This window comes from Clostridium sp. AM34-9AC, assembly GCF_003480225.1.
Taxonomy (GTDB): Bacteria; Bacillota; Clostridia; order Lachnospirales; family Lachnospiraceae; genus Acetatifactor; species Acetatifactor acetigignens.
Genome location: NZ_QUIU01000004.1, coordinates 96866 through 113303, shown reverse-complemented (window position 1 = coordinate 113303; position 16438 = coordinate 96866). Strand labels below are relative to the sequence as shown.

At 49.5% G+C, this 16438-nt stretch carries 13 protein-coding genes; all 13 read left to right on the top strand.

Annotation, left to right across the window (positions count from 1 at the left end):
* Window positions 1-106 precede the first annotated feature (106 nt).
* The 13 genes from DW835_RS03795 (at window position 107) to DW835_RS03735 (ending at window position 16360) form a co-directional block, all read left to right on the top strand.
* The gene (locus DW835_RS03795; protein WP_118668732.1) at window positions 107-1624 is read left to right on the top strand and encodes a UDP-N-acetylmuramoyl-L-alanyl-D-glutamate--2,6-diaminopimelate ligase; all 1518 of its coding nucleotides are present in this window, start codon (window positions 107-109) and stop codon (window positions 1622-1624) included.
* Window positions 1625-1637: 13 nt separating this feature from the next.
* Window positions 1638-3902, top strand: coding sequence for a primosomal protein N' (gene priA / locus DW835_RS03790; protein ID WP_118668731.1), 2265 nt, complete (start codon window positions 1638-1640; stop codon window positions 3900-3902).
* A 13-nt stretch (window positions 3903-3915) separates the two neighbouring features.
* Window positions 3916-4398 carry a peptide deformylase gene (gene def, locus DW835_RS03785; protein WP_022312555.1) on the top strand — a complete coding sequence of 161 codons (483 nt, stop codon included), beginning with the start codon at window positions 3916-3918 and terminating at the stop codon, window positions 4396-4398.
* 23 nt (window positions 4399-4421) lie between these two features.
* Entirely contained in the window at window positions 4422-5357 is a 936-nt protein-coding gene (fmt, locus tag DW835_RS03780) for a methionyl-tRNA formyltransferase (RefSeq protein ID WP_117464741.1), read from the top strand.
* A 61-nt stretch (window positions 5358-5418) separates the two neighbouring features.
* Window positions 5419-6138 (top strand): zinc metallopeptidase, encoded by a 720-nt coding sequence (locus DW835_RS03775; protein ID WP_117464742.1) that lies wholly within the window; start codon window positions 5419-5421, stop codon window positions 6136-6138.
* 2 nt (window positions 6139-6140) lie between these two features.
* On the top strand, window positions 6141-7454 hold the full coding sequence (rsmB, locus tag DW835_RS03770) for a 16S rRNA (cytosine(967)-C(5))-methyltransferase RsmB (protein WP_118730713.1): 1314 nt from the start codon (window positions 6141-6143) through the stop codon (window positions 7452-7454).
* 25 nt (window positions 7455-7479) lie between these two features.
* Window positions 7480-8553: a 23S rRNA (adenine(2503)-C(2))-methyltransferase RlmN gene (rlmN, locus tag DW835_RS03765; RefSeq protein WP_118730712.1), complete on the top strand. Its 1074-nt coding sequence runs from the start codon at window positions 7480-7482 to the stop codon at window positions 8551-8553.
* A 1-nt stretch (window position 8554) separates the two neighbouring features.
* Complete coding sequence (locus DW835_RS03760; protein WP_118502571.1) at window positions 8555-9283, top strand: Stp1/IreP family PP2C-type Ser/Thr phosphatase; 729 nt, start codon at window positions 8555-8557, stop codon at window positions 9281-9283.
* A gap of 33 nt (window positions 9284-9316) precedes the next feature.
* Window positions 9317-11455, top strand: coding sequence for a Stk1 family PASTA domain-containing Ser/Thr kinase (gene pknB / locus DW835_RS03755; protein WP_118730711.1), 2139 nt, complete (start codon window positions 9317-9319; stop codon window positions 11453-11455).
* An 18-nt stretch (window positions 11456-11473) separates the two neighbouring features.
* On the top strand, window positions 11474-12367 hold the full coding sequence (rsgA, locus tag DW835_RS03750; protein WP_117464747.1) for a ribosome small subunit-dependent GTPase A: 894 nt from the start codon (window positions 11474-11476) through the stop codon (window positions 12365-12367).
* A gap of 2 nt (window positions 12368-12369) precedes the next feature.
* On the top strand, window positions 12370-13767 hold the full coding sequence (locus tag DW835_RS03745; RefSeq protein ID WP_117464748.1) for a 5-bromo-4-chloroindolyl phosphate hydrolysis family protein: 1398 nt from the start codon (window positions 12370-12372) through the stop codon (window positions 13765-13767).
* A 68-nt stretch (window positions 13768-13835) separates the two neighbouring features.
* Window positions 13836-14996, top strand: coding sequence for a toxic anion resistance protein (locus DW835_RS03740; protein WP_118502567.1), 1161 nt, complete (start codon window positions 13836-13838; stop codon window positions 14994-14996).
* Between the two features lie 98 nt (window positions 14997-15094).
* Window positions 15095-16360, top strand: coding sequence for a HAMP domain-containing methyl-accepting chemotaxis protein (locus DW835_RS03735; RefSeq protein WP_117464750.1), 1266 nt, complete (start codon window positions 15095-15097; stop codon window positions 16358-16360).
* The last annotated feature ends 78 nt before the right edge of the window (window positions 16361-16438 follow it).

The following is a 16438-nucleotide window of genomic DNA, read 5'->3' as shown; positions in this document are numbered from 1 at the left end:
AAAGCAAAAGATGCAACTAAATTTAAGGGTGGTACATTCTGAGAAAAAAGAGTAAAATAAAATACAGTATGTGAAAAAGATTCCTGAGAGAAAGGCGGATACCTCTATGGAAAAGGATAAGAATAAGATGGAAAACAAGAAATTAACAGAGCTTCTGGAGCACTTGGAATATGAGCTGGTACAGGGAACACTGGACAGAGAGATCCCTGCGGTGGTTTATGATTCCCGCAAGGTCGTTCCGGGATGCTTATTTCTCTGCATCGGCGGAGCAAATTTTGACGGTCATGATTTTGCTGCACAGGTGGCAGAGCAGGGAGCCGGAGTACTAGTGGTGCAAAAAGACGTGGAACTGCCGGAGAATGTGGATGTGACGGTGGTCAAAGTAGCGGATACCAGATATGCCATGGCATTTATTTCTGCGGCCTGGTTCGGCCATCCGGCAGAAAAGCTGAAAGTCATCGGTATCACGGGTACCAAAGGTAAGACAACGACCACCTATCTGGTAAAGTCCATTCTGGAAAATGCCGGCTATAAAGTGGGACTGGTGGGAACCATCGAAGTGATCATCGGAGACGAACATATCCATGCCAACAATACCACCCCGGAATCCTATCTGCTGCAGGAGTATTTTGCCCGTATGGTGGAGGCAGGACTGGATACGGTTGTGATGGAAGTATCCTCTCAGGCGCTGATGCTGCACCGTACGCAGGGCTTTGTGTTCGATTACGGTATTTTCACGAATCTGGAACCGGATCATATCGGTCCCAACGAGCATGCCAGCTTCGAGGAATATCTGCACTGCAAGGGATTATTGTTCAAACAGTGCAAGGTAGGTATTGTGAATGGTGACGATGAGCACTGGCAGGCAGTGACGGAAGGACATACCTGCACACTGGAGAGCTTCGGAATGGGAGAGCACTGTATGCTCCGGGCGGAAGAACGGAAACTGGTGCATAAGCCCGGAGAACTGGGCGTGTCTTTCCACGTAGCCGGACTGATGGATTTTGATGTGGAAGTGCCCATGCCCGGTAAATTCAGCGTGTACAATGCGCTGGCGGCTATTGCCATCTGCCGTCATTTCAAGGTAGATGAGGAAAACATTAAAAAGGCGCTGTTGCAGGCAAAGGTAAAAGGCCGTATCGAGATGATCAAGGTATCCGATCAGTTCACCCTGCTGATCGATTATGCCCACAATGCCATGGCACTGGAGAGTCTGCTGACCACGTTGCGGGAATATGAACCTCACAGACTGATCAGCCTGTTCGGCTGCGGAGGCAACCGTTCGAGACAGCGTCGTTTTGAGATGGGAGAGGTCAGCGGCAAGCTGGCGGATCTGACCATCATTACCTCCGACAATCCCCGTTTTGAGGAACCGCAGGATATTATCGACGATATCAAGACAGGTATGGCAAAAACGGATGGAAATTATGTAGAGATCTGCGATCGTAAGGAAGCCATCACTTATGCTATCGAACACGGAGAACCCGGAGATATTATCGTGCTGGCAGGCAAGGGACATGAAGATTACCAGGAGATCCGCGGGGTGAAGCATCCCATGGATGAGAGAGATCTGATTCGGGATATTCTGGCGGAAGGACATATTCCGGGATCTGCAGCAAAATAATGAGGAAAACAGATTGAATACGTTATATGCGGATATCATTGTAGATATCTCCCACGAAAAACTGGATAGAACATTTCAATACCGGGTGCCGGAGAGTCTGCGGGGCAGACTGGAGCCGGGAGCCTGTGTCATGATCCCGTTTGGCAACGGCAATCGTCTCATCAAGGGTTACGTGGTGGCTTTGGGGGAAACGTGTCAGTTCGCTCCGGAGAAGATCAAGGATATCGCAGGAATGCCGGAAAAAGAGACCGGAGTGGAGGACAAAATGATTGCTCTGGCTGCCTGGATCCGTCGGAATTACGGCTGTACCATGATCCAGGCGCTGAAGACGGTACTGCCGGCAAAACAGTCGGTAAAAAAGCTGGAACACAGACAGCTGGTACGTCTGATGAACAGAGAAGAGATTTTGTCATTATTAGGAGAATGTGAACGGAAAAAACAGGTGGCCAAAGCAAGACTGTTAAAAGCCCTGTCAGAACAGGAGACAATTCCCTATGAGTGGATCACCGGAAAACTGGGGGTTAGTGCAGCCACGGTAAACAGTATTGTAAAAAGCGGCGCGGCAAAACTGGTCAGTTCCGAAAGCTATCGCAATCCGGTCAAAATGCAGTCCGTAGAGGCAGTGCGTAATACGCTGAGTGAGGAACAGCAGACCATCGTTACGGAAGTGTTTGCGGATTTTGATGCCGGAAGGAGACAGACCTATCTGATCCACGGCATCACCGGCAGCGGCAAGACGGAAGTATACATGCGGCTGATCGGAGAAATGATCGCGAGGGGACGGCAGGCTATTGTGCTGATTCCCGAGATCGCCCTGACTTATCAGACACTGCTGCGATTTTACCAGAGATTCGGTGATCGGGTCAGCGTGATGAATTCCACGTTATCCCCCGGGGAAAAATACGATCAGTGCGAACGGGCCAAAGCTGGAGAAATCGATGTGATCATCGGCCCAAGATCCGCACTTTTTACGCCGTTTCCAAGTCTTGGTCTGATCGTTATGGATGAGGAGCAGGAGAACAGCTATAAAAGTGAAAGTACTCCGAAATATCATGCCAGAGAGACTGCGCTGGAAGTGGCAAAACTGTACGGGGCCAGTGTAGTGCTGGGTTCAGCCACACCTTCCCTGGAGGCCTATTATCGTGCCGGTAAGGGGGAGTATCGCATGTTTCAACTGACCAGACGTCTCACCGGCGGGGAACTTCCTACGGTGTACACGGTGGATCTCAGACAGGAACTGCAGGAGGGCAACCGTTCTATTTTCAGCAGGAAATTGCAGGAATTAATGGCGGATCGATTGAACAAGGGCCAGCAGACCATCCTGTTTTTAAACAGGAGAGGCTACGCGGGATTTGTGTCCTGCCGTTCCTGCGGTGAGGTCATGAAGTGTCCGCACTGTGATGTCTCTCTCTCGGAACATAAGGGAGGAAGGCTGATCTGTCATTACTGTGGTTATACACAGCCGATGCCGAAGCTTTGTCCCAAGTGTGGATCGAAATATATTCTGGGATTTAAGGCAGGCACCCAGCAGATCGAAGAAAAATTAAAGGAGCTGTACCCCGGTGTGCGGACGTTGCGCATGGATGCGGATACCACCCGGACGAAGGACAGCTATGAGAAAATATTATCCTCCTTCGCAAACGGGGAAGCGGACGTGCTGATCGGCACCCAGATGATCGTCAAGGGACATGATTTCCCAAAGGTGACACTGGTGGGGATCCTGGCGGCGGATCTGTCGTTAAATGCGTCGGATTACCGGGCGGGAGAGCGGACTTTCCAGCTTCTGACCCAGGCGGTGGGCCGGGCCGGCAGAGGAGCGCTCCCCGGGGAAGCGGTGATCCAGACCTATCAGCCGGATCATTACGCCATTACCTGTGCTGCGGCTCAGGATTACGAGAACTTTTATCAGGAGGAGATTCTGTATAGAGAGCTGTCCGGCTACCCGCCGGTGGCTCATATGCTGGCAGTACAGATCTACGGGAAAGAGGAAGAAAATGCAAAACAGCTTGCCCTGAGACTGACAGATGTGGTAAAGTCTAATATAGACTTTTTGTCAGGAAAGCAAAAAGAACAGTCCAATAAGAAGATACAGGTACTGGGACCTGCCCCTGCCAACATCAGCAAGATCAATGATATCTACCGGTATGTGTTCTATGTGAAGCATGCGGAGTATGATGTCCTGGTGGAAGTAAAGGACAGACTGGAGGAAACTCTCAGACAGTGGCAGCCCAGACAGATGAGTATACAATTTGATTTTGACCCGGTAAGCGTGTTATAGGAGGTAAAGAACTGTGGCAATCAGAAACATTCGTGAATATGGGGATGAAGTACTGACCAAGACCTGCAAAGAGGTCAAGGAGATGACACCCCGGACCAAAGAACTGATCGAGGATATGTTGGAGACTATGTACGATGCCAATGGCGTAGGGCTGGCGGCACCACAGGTAGGTGTCCTGAAGAGAATCGTGGTGATCGATACCACCGGAGAGGATCCGTATATTCTGATCAACCCCCGCATCGTAGAGAGCAGTGGAGAGCAGACCGGACAGGAAGGGTGTCTTAGCGTACCCGGTAAGTTCGGCATCGTAACCAGACCCAATTATGTGAAAGCGGTAGCACTGGATGTGAATATGAAGCCCATCGAAGTAGAGGGAACAGAATTACTGGCCAGAGCCATCTGCCACGAACTGGATCATCTGGACGGTCATCTCTATGTGGAAAAGGCGGAAGGACCGCTGCAGGATATGACCTACGAGGATGAGGAAGAAGAGTAAGCTTTCCGGAAAGGAGACAGACTATGCAGATCGTATTTATGGGAACTCCCGATTTTGCCGTGGGAGCGCTGGAGGCACTGATCACACAGGGCCATGAGATCACCGCAGTGGTGACCCAGCCGGACAAGCCAAAGGGCAGAAGCAAAGAATTACAGTTTCCTCCCGTGAAGGAATGTGCGGTAAAACATGGCATTCCTGTATTCCAGCCCCGTCGGATCAAGACACCGGAAGCCATTGAGGAACTGAAAAAATATCCCGCAGATATTTATATCGTGGCGGCGTTCGGACAGATCCTGTCTCAGGAGATTCTGGATCTGCCAAAATACGGATGTCTGAACATCCATGCATCCCTCCTTCCGAAATACCGCGGGGCATCTCCTATCCAGAGAGTGATCATCGACGGAGAAGCCGAGACTGGTGTGACCATCATGCAGATGAATGCGGGACTGGACACCGGCGATATGTTGTACCGGAAGAAAATCCCCATTACTTCGGAGGACACCTTCGAAACTTTGCATGACAAGCTGATGGTGCTGGGCGGGGAAGCGATCACCGAGGCACTGCCTCTGCTGGAGGCAGGCAAACTGGTACCGGAAAAGCAGGATGATACCAAGACCTGCTATGCGGCCCTGATCACCAAAGAGATGGGAAAACTGGACTTTACGAAAACAGCGGCAGAACTGGATCGTTTGATCCGTGGACTGACTCCCTGGCCCAGTGCATATACGCATTATCATGGAAAACAGCTGAAAATCTGGAAAGCCATTCCTATGGCAACTGCGCATAAGGAAGCACCGGGCACGATCCTTACGGTGAATAAGGATTCCTTTGAAGTGGCTGCATCGGAAGGCTCCTTAAAGGTGATGGAACTGCAGCTGGAAGGTAAAAAGCGTATGACAACTCACGATTTCCTGCTGGGGGTAAAGGTACAGCCGGGAGAGCTTCTGGGCGAGCGTTAGGATACGACGAAACGAAAAGCAACGATCGGGTAAGCGGTGTTGACAGAAAGGAGACTTTCGTATGTACGGTGGCTATTACGGATATGGTTATTATTGGGATCCTACTTATTTTCTGGTACTGGTCGGACTGGTATTGTGTCTGGGTGCCAGCGCACTGGTGAATTCCACCATGCGCAAATACAGCAAAGTCCGGAATATGAGAGGATTGACGGGAGCGGAAGCGGCCCGCAACATTCTCAACAGAGAAGGTTTATACAATGTACAGATCGAGTGCCTGAACTCCGATGACGGTGATCATTACGATCCCCGGACGGATACGGTGCGACTGTCTTACAACAACTTTAACGGAACCTCGGTGACTGCGGTCAGTGTTGCGGCCCATGAGTGCGGACATGCCATTCAGCATGCCCATGGCTATGCCCCCATGAGCATTCGTGCTGCACTGGTGCCGGTGGTGAATATCGGAAGCAATTTAAGCATTCCTCTGATCTTTTTAGGAGTACTGCTCAGCTGGAATCAGACATTGATCCAGCTTGGTATCTGGGCATTTGCCCTGACCGTTATTTTCCAACTGGTGACACTGCCTGTGGAATTCAATGCTTCCCACAGAGCTATCGTGAAGGTGGAAGAATACGGGTTATTAGGCAGTGAAGAAGTAAGCGGCGGCAAAAAGGTGCTGACGGCAGCGGCTCTGACCTATGTGGCAGGAGCGGCCTCCTCCGCATTACAGCTGCTCAGACTGATCCTGCTGTACGGCGGCAATCGCAGAAGGAGAGACTAATCTTGAGTGATCATGCAACGACCGATACAAGAGAAATTATAGTGGAGATCCTGCTCAGTCTGGAAAAGGGGCAGGATTTTTCCCATAAATTGATGAAAGCGGTTCTGGATAAATACGATTATCTGGATCCCAGAGAGAAAGCGTTTATCAAAAGAGTCACGGAAGGTACGATAGAGAGACAGCTGGAGCTGGACTATTATCTGGATCGGTTTTCTTCTGTTCCGGTCCGGAAGATGAAGCCTCTGATCCGCTGTCTTCTTCGCATGAGTACTTATCAGATCCTGTATATGGATGCAGTTCCCGACAGTGCGGTGTGCAATGAGGCCTGCAAACTGGCGGCCAAAAGAGGCTTCCGTACCCTGAAAGGCTTCGTCAATGCGGTGCTGCGTAATATTTCCCGCAGCAAGGAACAGATGCCGTTGCCGGATCCCAAGGATACGGTGAAATATCTGAGCATAAAATATTCCATGCCGGAATGGATCGTGAATCTGTGGCTGCCTGCATATGGCAGAGAAGGAACGGAAACACTTTTAAAAGGACTCCTTTCCATTCATCCGGTATCCCTGCGGTTCTCCACGGAACTGACCGAAGCGGAGAGAGAGTCACTGGCGGAGAAAATTGAGAAAACCGGTGTACGTCTGCAGCAAAGCAGGGAACTTCCTTATGTGTATCTGGCACAGAATCTGGAAAATGTAAGTGAACTTCCGGGCTTTGCGGAAGGCAAATTTACCGTGCAGGATGCCAGCTCCGCACTTGCAGTGGAAGCGGCAGGTATATGCCCAGGTAATACGGTCATGGATCTGTGTGCGGCTCCGGGTGGCAAGACGATCCTGGCGGCGGAATTTGCAGGGGAAGCAGGCCACGTCGTGTCCCGTGATATATCTGAATACAAGACGGACCTGATCCGGGAGAATCTGGAGCGCATGAACCGTAGGAATGTGGAGGTTCAGGTGTATGATGCCACGGTGCATGATCCGGAGAAGGAAAAATATGCGGACGTGGTGCTGATGGATGTCCCCTGCTCTGGTCTTGGTGTTATGGGAAAAAAGAGAGATATCAAATATCATGCCACACCGGAAAGCCTGCAATCCATCACAGAACTGCAAAGGCAGATCGTGGCAGCCGGATGGCAGTATGTGAAGCCGCACGGTGTACTGCTCTACAGTACCTGCACGATCCACCGCGGGGAAAATCAGGAGATGGCAGTCTGGATCACAGAGAATTTCCCGTTTGTACTGGAAGAAGAGAGACAGCTTCTGCCGGGAACGGATGAGACCGACGGATTCTATTATGCAAGACTGCGCAGAAAAGCGTGAGAGATAAGAAGTAAGAGAACGAAAAATGGATACGAAAAAAGATATCAAATCCCTGAATCTGGAAGAATTGAAGACAGAGATGGAGAGCATGGGAGAGAAGGCTTTCCGGGCAAAGCAGATGTATGAATGGATGCATGTGAAGCTGGTCAGGAGCTTTGATGAAATGACCAACCTCTCCGCAAAATTCAGGGAGCAATGTAAGGAAAAATATGAATACACTTGTGTAAACCCTGTCAGAATACAGGAGTCCAAGATCGACGGAACGAAAAAATTCCTGTTTGAATTATCTGATGGCAATGTGGTGGAAAGTGTCTGGATGCAGTATAAGCACGGCAACAGTGTATGCATTTCTTCACAGGTGGGATGCCGTATGGGCTGTAAATTCTGTGCGTCCACGCTGGACGGACTGGAACGGAATCTGACTCCTTCCGAGATGCTGGATCAGATTTACGCCATCACAAGACTGACGGGGGAGCGGGTCTCCAATGTGGTAGTCATGGGCACTGGGGAACCGATGGATAATTATGACAATATTTTGAAATTTCTGCATCTTCTGACCGATGAGAACGGTCTGAACATCAGCCAGAGAAATGTCACGGTGTCCACCTGTGGAATCGTGCCCAGAATGCGGCAGCTGGCGGATGAAAAGCTGCAGATCACACTGGCATTGTCCTTGCATGCCACCACCGATGAAAAACGAAGAAAACTGATGCCCATTGCCAACCGGTATTCTATCAAAGAGTTGATGGAAGTCTGTCAGTATTATTTCGAACAGACCGGACGAAGGATCACTTTCGAATACAGTCTGGTGGGCGGTGTGAATGATACGGAAGAGGATGCCAGGGAACTGATCGCCCTGGCGAAGCCGTTGTGCTGCCATATCAACCTCATCCCGGTCAACCCCATTAAAGAGCGGGATTATGTGCAGTCGGATACGAAGCACATTCAGGCATTTAAAAATAAACTTGAAAGTAAGATGATACATGTTACAATTAGAAGGGAGATGGGCCGGGATATTGACGGAGCCTGCGGACAGTTAAGACGCCGTCATACGCAGGAGGCGAAGAACCCGGGGGAACTCTCACAGGAGGAAGTTTGACGTGCTTAAGACGTTTTCCATAACCGATATCGGAAGGAAAAGAAAAGTAAATCAGGACTATATCTATACCTCTGAAAAACCGGTGGGAAATCTGCCGAATGTATTTATCGTGGCAGATGGTATGGGTGGTCACAATGCAGGAGACTATGCGTCCAAGGTAACGGTAGAGACCATGCTTGCCGAGATGGAGAATTCTTTTGAGAAGAATCCCACCCTGATCTTCCGCAAAGCCATTGAGGAAGCCAATGATGTGATCCGCAAGAGAGCCAGCGAGGATGAAAAGCTGGAAGGAATGGGGACTACGGTTGTGGTGGCATCCTGCATGGGCAGATTCTTACAGGTGGCCAATGTAGGAGACAGCAGACTCTATGTGGTGGGCAGCAAGATCCGCCAGATCACAAGAGATCATTCGTATGTAGAAGAAATGGTACGGATCGGAGAACTGGATCGTGCCGATGCAAGGAACCATCCGGATAAAAATATTATTACCAGAGCGGTAGGGGCGGAAGACAAAGTGGAGCCGGATTTCTTTACCGTGGAATTACAGGAGGGTGAGATCGTCCTTATGTGCTCGGATGGTCTGACAAATATGCTGGAAGACGAGGAAATCCGCATGATTATCAGCGGAGCCAGAGACCTTGTGGAGAAGGCAGAGAGCCTGGTGGAGGCGGCCAATGCCAACGGCGGCAGAGACAATATCAGTGTGATACTGATCGAGCCGTGCGCGTAAATTACCCAGCTTTTTTGGAAATGGAGAGCAAGTATGATCAAAATAGGAATGATGATCGGCGATCGCTATGAGATCCTGGAAAAAATCGGAACCGGCGGTATGTCAGATGTCTATAAAGCAAAATGTCACAAGTTGAATCGCTATGTGGCGATCAAGGTATTGAAGCAGGAATTCAGCGAAAATGCTAATTTTGTATCCAAATTCCGGATCGAGGCACAGGCGGCAGCAGGACTGATGCACCCCAATATTGTCAATGTCTATGATGTCGGGGAAGAGAACGGAATCTATTATATCGTCATGGAACTGGTAGAGGGTATTACCCTCAAAAAGTACATTGAGAAGAAGGCCAGACTGTCTTACAAGGAAGCGGTAAGTATCGCCATCCAGGTAAGCATGGGTATTGAGGCTGCACATAATAATCATATTATCCATCGGGATATCAAGCCGCAGAATATTATTATCTCCAAGGACGGCAAAGTCAAGGTGACGGACTTCGGTATTGCCAAGGCAGCTACCAGTAATACCATCACTTCTAATGTCATGGGAAGTGTACACTATACTTCTCCCGAGCAGGCCAGAGGGGGGTACAGCGATGAAAAGAGTGATATCTATTCGCTGGGTATCACCATGTTCGAGATGCTGACGGGAAGAGTTCCTTTCAACGGGGAGACTACGGTTGCCATCGCCATCAAGCATATTCAGGAAGAAATGCCGTCTCCGAAGGAGTTCGTACCGGAGATCCCTTCCAGCGTAGCCAGTATTGTATTGAAATGCTGTCAGAAGTCTCCGGACCGCAGATATCAGAATATGGCAGAACTGATCGCAGATCTGAAGCAGTCCCTGATCAATCCGGAGGAAGATTTCGTGGTGAACACCGATCCGGATATGGAGGGTGGTACCCGGATGATCTCCGATGAGGATATGGCGCAGATCAAACGTAAGGTTCCTTATCAGGGCAGCCGGGAATACGAAGAACCGGATCATGACGAGACCATGCGTCTGCGTTCCGATACGGAAGCCATGTATGAAAACGAAGAAGATGGCGAAGACGAAGATAATTACGACTACGACCCCAAGATGGAGCGTGTGACCACAATCCTGGCAATTGTAGCCGGTGTGGTGATCTGTATTATCCTGATCGTTCTGGCAGTGAAGATCTTCGGCGGCAAAAATGGAGGAAGCAGTGACTCTGATGCAGGACCGATCATTACGACCGAAGAGACGGATGCCACAGAAGTGGAAAAGGTCTCCATGCCGGATGTAAAGGGCATGAAGGTAGAAGATGCAAAGAGCACCCTGACCAGTATGGGAATCCTCACAGAGGTGACTTATGAGGAGTCCGACACGGTAGCGGAAGGTATTGTTATCAATACAGATGTCAGCGTGGGAGCACAGATCGATAAGGGCAGCAAGGTAACCCTGAAAGCCAGTGCAGGAACTCAGGGTGTGGAAGTACCCAATGTGGTGAATCTTACTTTTGATGAAGCCAATACACAGCTGGTAAGCAAGGGATTCCTGGTCAACAAGACAGAGAACTATTCCGATACGGTAGAGTCCGGTCGGGTGATTTCCCAGACCCCCTCCGAGGGCAACAAAGCACCAAAGGGCAGTGTGATCACTGTGACAGTAAGTCTGGGTAAGGAAGATACCAAGATCCGTGTGCCGAATCTGATCGGTCTGTCCGAGCAGGACGGCACGGTAGAAGCCATCGAGGCAGGACTGACCGTAGGCAGTGTGACCTATATCTACAGTGACGAAGTGGGAGAAGGCATGATCTGTTACCAGAGCTATTCCCATGGCTCCTATGTGGAGCAGGGAACTTCCATTGATATCAAGGTCAGTCAGGGAGCTCAGAAGGTGACTTACAAGTGTAATGTCAGCATTGCGGCACCGACGACTTCGGAAGCACCCGGCTATGTATCGGGAATGGAAGTCAGCATCAAACTGGTGACGGATGACAATAACGTACTGCTGGATACCAAGACCAGCACTTTCCCGGTAGCTACCAATTTCAACGGTATGACTGCCTCCGGTGGTACGCTCACCATGACGTATCAGGTGACAAGCGAACCGACCACCACAACGAACCCGGATACCGGGGAGCAGGTGACGGTTCCCGGAACGACAGAAGACCGTTCCTTTACCAGAAGAGTTGAGTTCGTAAAGGAATAAGATCAAAGGCGGGAAGCTATGAAGGGCAAGATTATAAAAGGAATCGCCGGGTTCTATTACGTCCATGTAGCGGACGATGGCCATACAATGGGCACGGTGTACGAATGCAAGGCAAAAGGAGTCTTTCGCAAGGATCACAGAAAACCCCTGGTCGGGGATGACGTGGAGATGGATGTCCTGGATGAGGCACAGAAAAAAGGAAATATCAGGGAATTGCTTCCCAGACACAGTGAACTGATTCGTCCGGCGGTAGCTAATGTGGATCAGGCGCTGGTGATTTTTGCCATCACGAAGCCACAGCCGAATTTTAATCTGCTGGATCGTTTCCTGGTCATGATGCAGCAGCAGGACATTCCCTGCATTATCTGTTTTAACAAGCAGGATATTGATGAGGAAGGCAAAAAGGAAGACTATCGTGCCATTTACGAACAGGCGGGATTCCGTACGATCACGGTCAGCGCAGCCAGACAAGAAGGGATAGATACCATTCAGGAGCTGCTTCGCGGCAAGACCACTACGGTGGCGGGTCCCAGCGGTGTCGGTAAATCCTCTCTGGTAAACTGCCTGCAGTCCGGCACAGTGATGGAGACCGGCTCCATCAGTGAGAAGATCGAGCGGGGAAAGCATACTACCAGGCACTCCGAACTGATCTCCATTGCACAGGATACGTATATTCTGGATACCCCGGGATTTAGCTCTCTGGGGTTGTTTCGGTTGGAGAAGGAGCAGCTGGCGGAATTTTATCCGGAGTTTGCCCCTTTTGAAAAATATTGCAGATTCGGAGGCTGCTCCCATATCTCTGAGCCGGTATGCGGTATCAAGGCTGCTGTGGCAGAGGGAGAGATCCCGCAGATACGTTATGAGAACTACTGTCTGCTCTATGATGAACTGAAAAATCAGAGAAAATATTAATTATGAGTGAAGTGCAGAATAATCTAGGGGAAAAATTCAAAGAGACCATTGCGGAAGCAATGAAGACCGGAGATTTTCATGCGTTGAACACGCTGGTGACGGATACGGTCAACGATGCCTTGCGGGAGGCGGATTTCCAGGCAAATCTGTCCAGGGAAGCCACGGAAAAAAAGGTGTGGAATTCCCAGCGCAGCTGGCAGGATAAAAGGCGGGAGGAAGTCAAGACTGAGGCAGAGATCCAGGCAGAACGGCAGCAGCGGGAAAAACAGCAGGAGGAGCGCCGCAGGCAGAACGAAGAATGGCACCGGCAGCGCAGAGAGCGGGAAAAGCAGTGGGAAGAACAACGGAAGGCTCAGGCAGAGCAGAACCGTGCACGGAATCAGGCACAGCCGGTGACACCCAGAAAAGCTACTGCGGCAGAAATGACTTCTCTGGTCAAAATGGAAAAGAAGGGAAACGTGTCCGGAACATTGTGCACTGTGTTCGGCGGGATCGGACTGGGGTTCAGCGGACTGGGACTTCTGGTACAGCTGTTACTGGCAGCTTTTCAGGCAGCATCTCTGAGTGCGGCGATCCTTCCGGGGGTATTGTCTCTGGTATTTTTAGAGATGATCTCTTATGGCAACGGACAGCGCAGAAGATTAAAACGTGCGGAGAAATATCTGGAACTGTGCGGCACCAAAATGTATGGTGTGATCAACGAAATGGCCCGCTATACCGGAAAAAGTGTCCGCTATGTCAGAAGGGATCTTCGTAAGATGTTAAAAGCCGGAATGTTTCCGGACGGACATCTGGATGATAAAGAGACCTGCTTTATGCTCAATAATGTGATCTACCGTCAGTATCTGGAGACGGAGAAAGCCTATCTGGAGCAGAAGAAGATCAGTGAGCAGGAGAAGGAACAGAATACAGCGGGCACCGATACACAGGATACGGATCAGAACCGCAGAGAGCAGGAACTGCACAGTATTGTGGCAGAAGGAATGGAATACATCCGTCATCTGCGGGATCTGAATGACAGGATCGAAGGAGAAGCTATCTCTGAGAAGCTGTACCAGCTGGAAAATCTGTTGAAGGAGATCTTTGACCGAGTGCAGGAGCATCCGGAGCAGATGCACCGGATGCATAAACTGATGGATTATTACCTGCCTACTATGTTGAAACTGGTGGAGCAGTATGCGGAATTTGACGAGATCAGCAGCCCGGGAGAAGATATTCTCGATGCTAAAAAAGAGATCGAAAAGACACTGGATATGATCAATCAGGCATTCGTTACATTGCTGAACAATCTGTTCCGGGATGCAGCCTTTGATGCGTCAGCGGATGCACAGGTATTGCAGACGATGTTGGCCAGGGAAGGGCTGACGGAATCGGATTTTGTAAGAGAAAAAAGTGTATGACAGCAGGAAAGCAATGCTGATGGTAAATAAAAAATCATGAGAGAGTATGGAAAGGCGGGGTTATAAGTATGAATATGGATCTGGATGCAGCAACAAAAGAGGCACCTACCCTTACACTGGATCCCTTTGCGGAGGCAAAAGCAGAGATCGTGGAGAAGAAGCCGGAGGAACTGGTAGAGGAGCAGGCTGTTCCGGAGATGGAACTGACACCGGAAGAACAGAAAATGGTAGATGATTTTGCGGGACAGATCGATCTGACCAATACCCAGGCGGTATTGCAGTACGGTGCGGGGAGTCAGAAAAAGATCGCAGATTTCTCTGAGACAGCACTTAGCAATGTCCGGACCAAGGATATGGGCGAGGTTGGACAGCTGTTGACGGATGTAGTGGCACAGCTCAGGGATTTTGATACAGAGGAAGACAAGGGATTCTTCGGCTTGTTTAAAAAGAGCGGGGATAAGCTGAATAATCTGAAAGCAAAGTATGATAAAGCGGAAGTGAACATCAGCAAGATCTGTGATGCCATGGGAAATCATCAGGTGGTGCTGCTAAAAGATGTGGCGGTACTGGACAAGCTGTATCAGCTGAATCTGAATTATTTTAAAGAACTGTCCATGTACATTCTGGCAGGTAAAAAGAAACTGACACAGGCGAAAAACGTGGAACTGCCGGAACTTCTGGAAAAAGCACAGAAGAGCGGACTGCCGGAGGATACGCAGGCTGCGAAGGATTTTGCAGCAATGTGTGAGAGATTCGAGAAGAAGATCTATGATCTGGAACTTACCAGAGCCATTTCTCTGCAGATGGCACCCCAGATCCGACTGATCCAGTCCAATGATATCGCTATGTCCGAGAAGATCCAGTCCACACTGGTGAATACGATCCCTCTGTGGAAGAGCCAGATGGTCATTGCCATCGGTCTGGATCATGCCACCGATGCAGCCAAGGCACAGCGTGCAGTATCGGATATGACCAATGAACTGTTGAAGAAAAATGCAGAAGCACTGAAAGTGGCATCCGTGGAGACAGCGAAGGAATCTGAGAGAGGTATTGTGGATATCGAGACCCTCAAGACCACGAACCAGACACTGATGACCACACTGGATGAAGTCATGAAGATCCAGGAGGAAGGCCGTGCCAGAAGACAGAGCGCAGAGGAAGACTTACAGCGGATCGAAAATGAAATGCGGGATAAGCTTCTGGAGATGAGCCAGTCATCCCATACATGATTTTTACATAATTTTAAGCAGAGAAATCTTGACGAAACAACCAGAGGAAATTAAAATAAAATGTATGTAGGTTAATTAACGGAAGGAGCAGGAAACAAATGAAAAAACTGGAAGAAATGCTAAGGGAGAAACCGATTAAAAATAAGCTTTCTTTTGTGTTCCGCATTATGGACGTTTTATATGTGGTGCTGGCACTGGTGTCAGTTGTGGGATTGATACAGTCAAAAAACTATGTGGGAAGCGTAATTGTTGTGATCATAGTTGTATTAGCTATTGCATTTAATGCAGCTATGTCAAAGATGCTTGCCAAAATGTTGGTAGAGCCTATTGAGAGTCTGGTAGTGGCATCTGAGAAGATTGCTTCCGGTGACTTTGAGATCGGCACTCCTTATGAGTCCGAGGATGAGCTGGGACGCTTATCCGACAGTTTTGAGACCGCAGCCGGTATTTTGAAAAAGGTTGTATCAGATCTGCAGGATATTGTAGAGCATTTTGCTGAGGGTAATTTTGATGTACATAGCAACTGCCCCGATGCGTATGTAGGACAGCTCCGCAATGTACTGGATGAACTGGATGATATGGTGAACAAGGTCAGTGAGACTATGCACGGTATTCAGGGATCTTCCGAACAGGTGTCTGCCGGAAGCAATCAGCTGGCTGTCAGTGCACAGGATATTGCAGAAGGTGCTACCAGTCAGGCTGCAGCTGTTGAAGAACTGGTGGCTACCGTAGAAGAAGTAACGAATCAGGTAATGGAGAACACCAAGTCTACCGATATCGTTCACGATAAGGCAAAACAGGTAGGTATCGAGGCAGCCAACAGCCAGCAGAAGATGGATGAGCTGGTAGATGCCATGAAGAAAATCGATACCACGACCCAGAATATCGAGAAGATCATCGCAGATATCGAGAATATTGCATCCCAGACCAATCTGCTGTCTTTGAATGCTTCCATTGAGGCAGCAAGAGCAGGGGAAGCCGGAAGAGGTTTCGCAGTCGTGGCTGACCAGATCAGACAGCTGGCAGAAGAGAGTGCAAATTCCGCAGTAGAGTCTAAGAAGCTGATCGAAGAATCCATGAACGAAGTAGGAGTGGGTAACAGGGTTACCAGGGAGACCAACGAAGCAATGCAGAAGGTTATGACCGAACTGGATCAGATCATCCAGGAGGTTGCTAATATCCGTACTGCATCCGACAGACAGGCAGTATCTGTCAACAACATCAAGAAGGGTGTGGAGGACATCAACGATGTTATCCAGTCCAACTCCGCAGCAGCAGAGGAGACTTCCGCTACCAGCGAGGAGCTTTCCGCTTCCGCTACTACTTTGAACGAGTTGTTAGAGCACTTCAAACTGCGCGGTTAATCGGAGGATGTTTTCCCAAGATCGTAATAGAGAGAACAGAAGAACCATAGCTGAAACCACAGCTGTGGTTCTTTTCAT

Bases quoted from the DNA above. Each gene is read 5' to 3' on its own strand.
- DW835_RS03795 (WP_118668732.1), top strand. From the start codon at position 107: ATGGAAAAGGATAAGAATAAGATGGAAAACAAGAAATTAACAGAGCTT.
- fmt (WP_117464741.1), top strand. From the start codon at position 4,422: ATGCAGATCGTATTTATGGGAACTCCCGATTTTGCCGTGGGAGCGCTG.
- DW835_RS03775 (WP_117464742.1), top strand. From the start codon at position 5,419: ATGTACGGTGGCTATTACGGATATGGTTATTATTGGGATCCTACTTAT.
- rlmN (WP_118730712.1), top strand. From the start codon at position 7,480: ATGGATACGAAAAAAGATATCAAATCCCTGAATCTGGAAGAATTGAAG.
- pknB (WP_118730711.1), top strand. From the start codon at position 9,317: ATGATCAAAATAGGAATGATGATCGGCGATCGCTATGAGATCCTGGAA.
- rsgA (WP_117464747.1), top strand. From the start codon at position 11,474: ATGAAGGGCAAGATTATAAAAGGAATCGCCGGGTTCTATTACGTCCAT.
- DW835_RS03745 (WP_117464748.1), top strand. From the start codon at position 12,370: ATGAGTGAAGTGCAGAATAATCTAGGGGAAAAATTCAAAGAGACCATT.
- DW835_RS03740 (WP_118502567.1), top strand. From the start codon at position 13,836: ATGAATATGGATCTGGATGCAGCAACAAAAGAGGCACCTACCCTTACA.
- DW835_RS03735 (WP_117464750.1), top strand. From the start codon at position 15,095: ATGAAAAAACTGGAAGAAATGCTAAGGGAGAAACCGATTAAAAATAAG.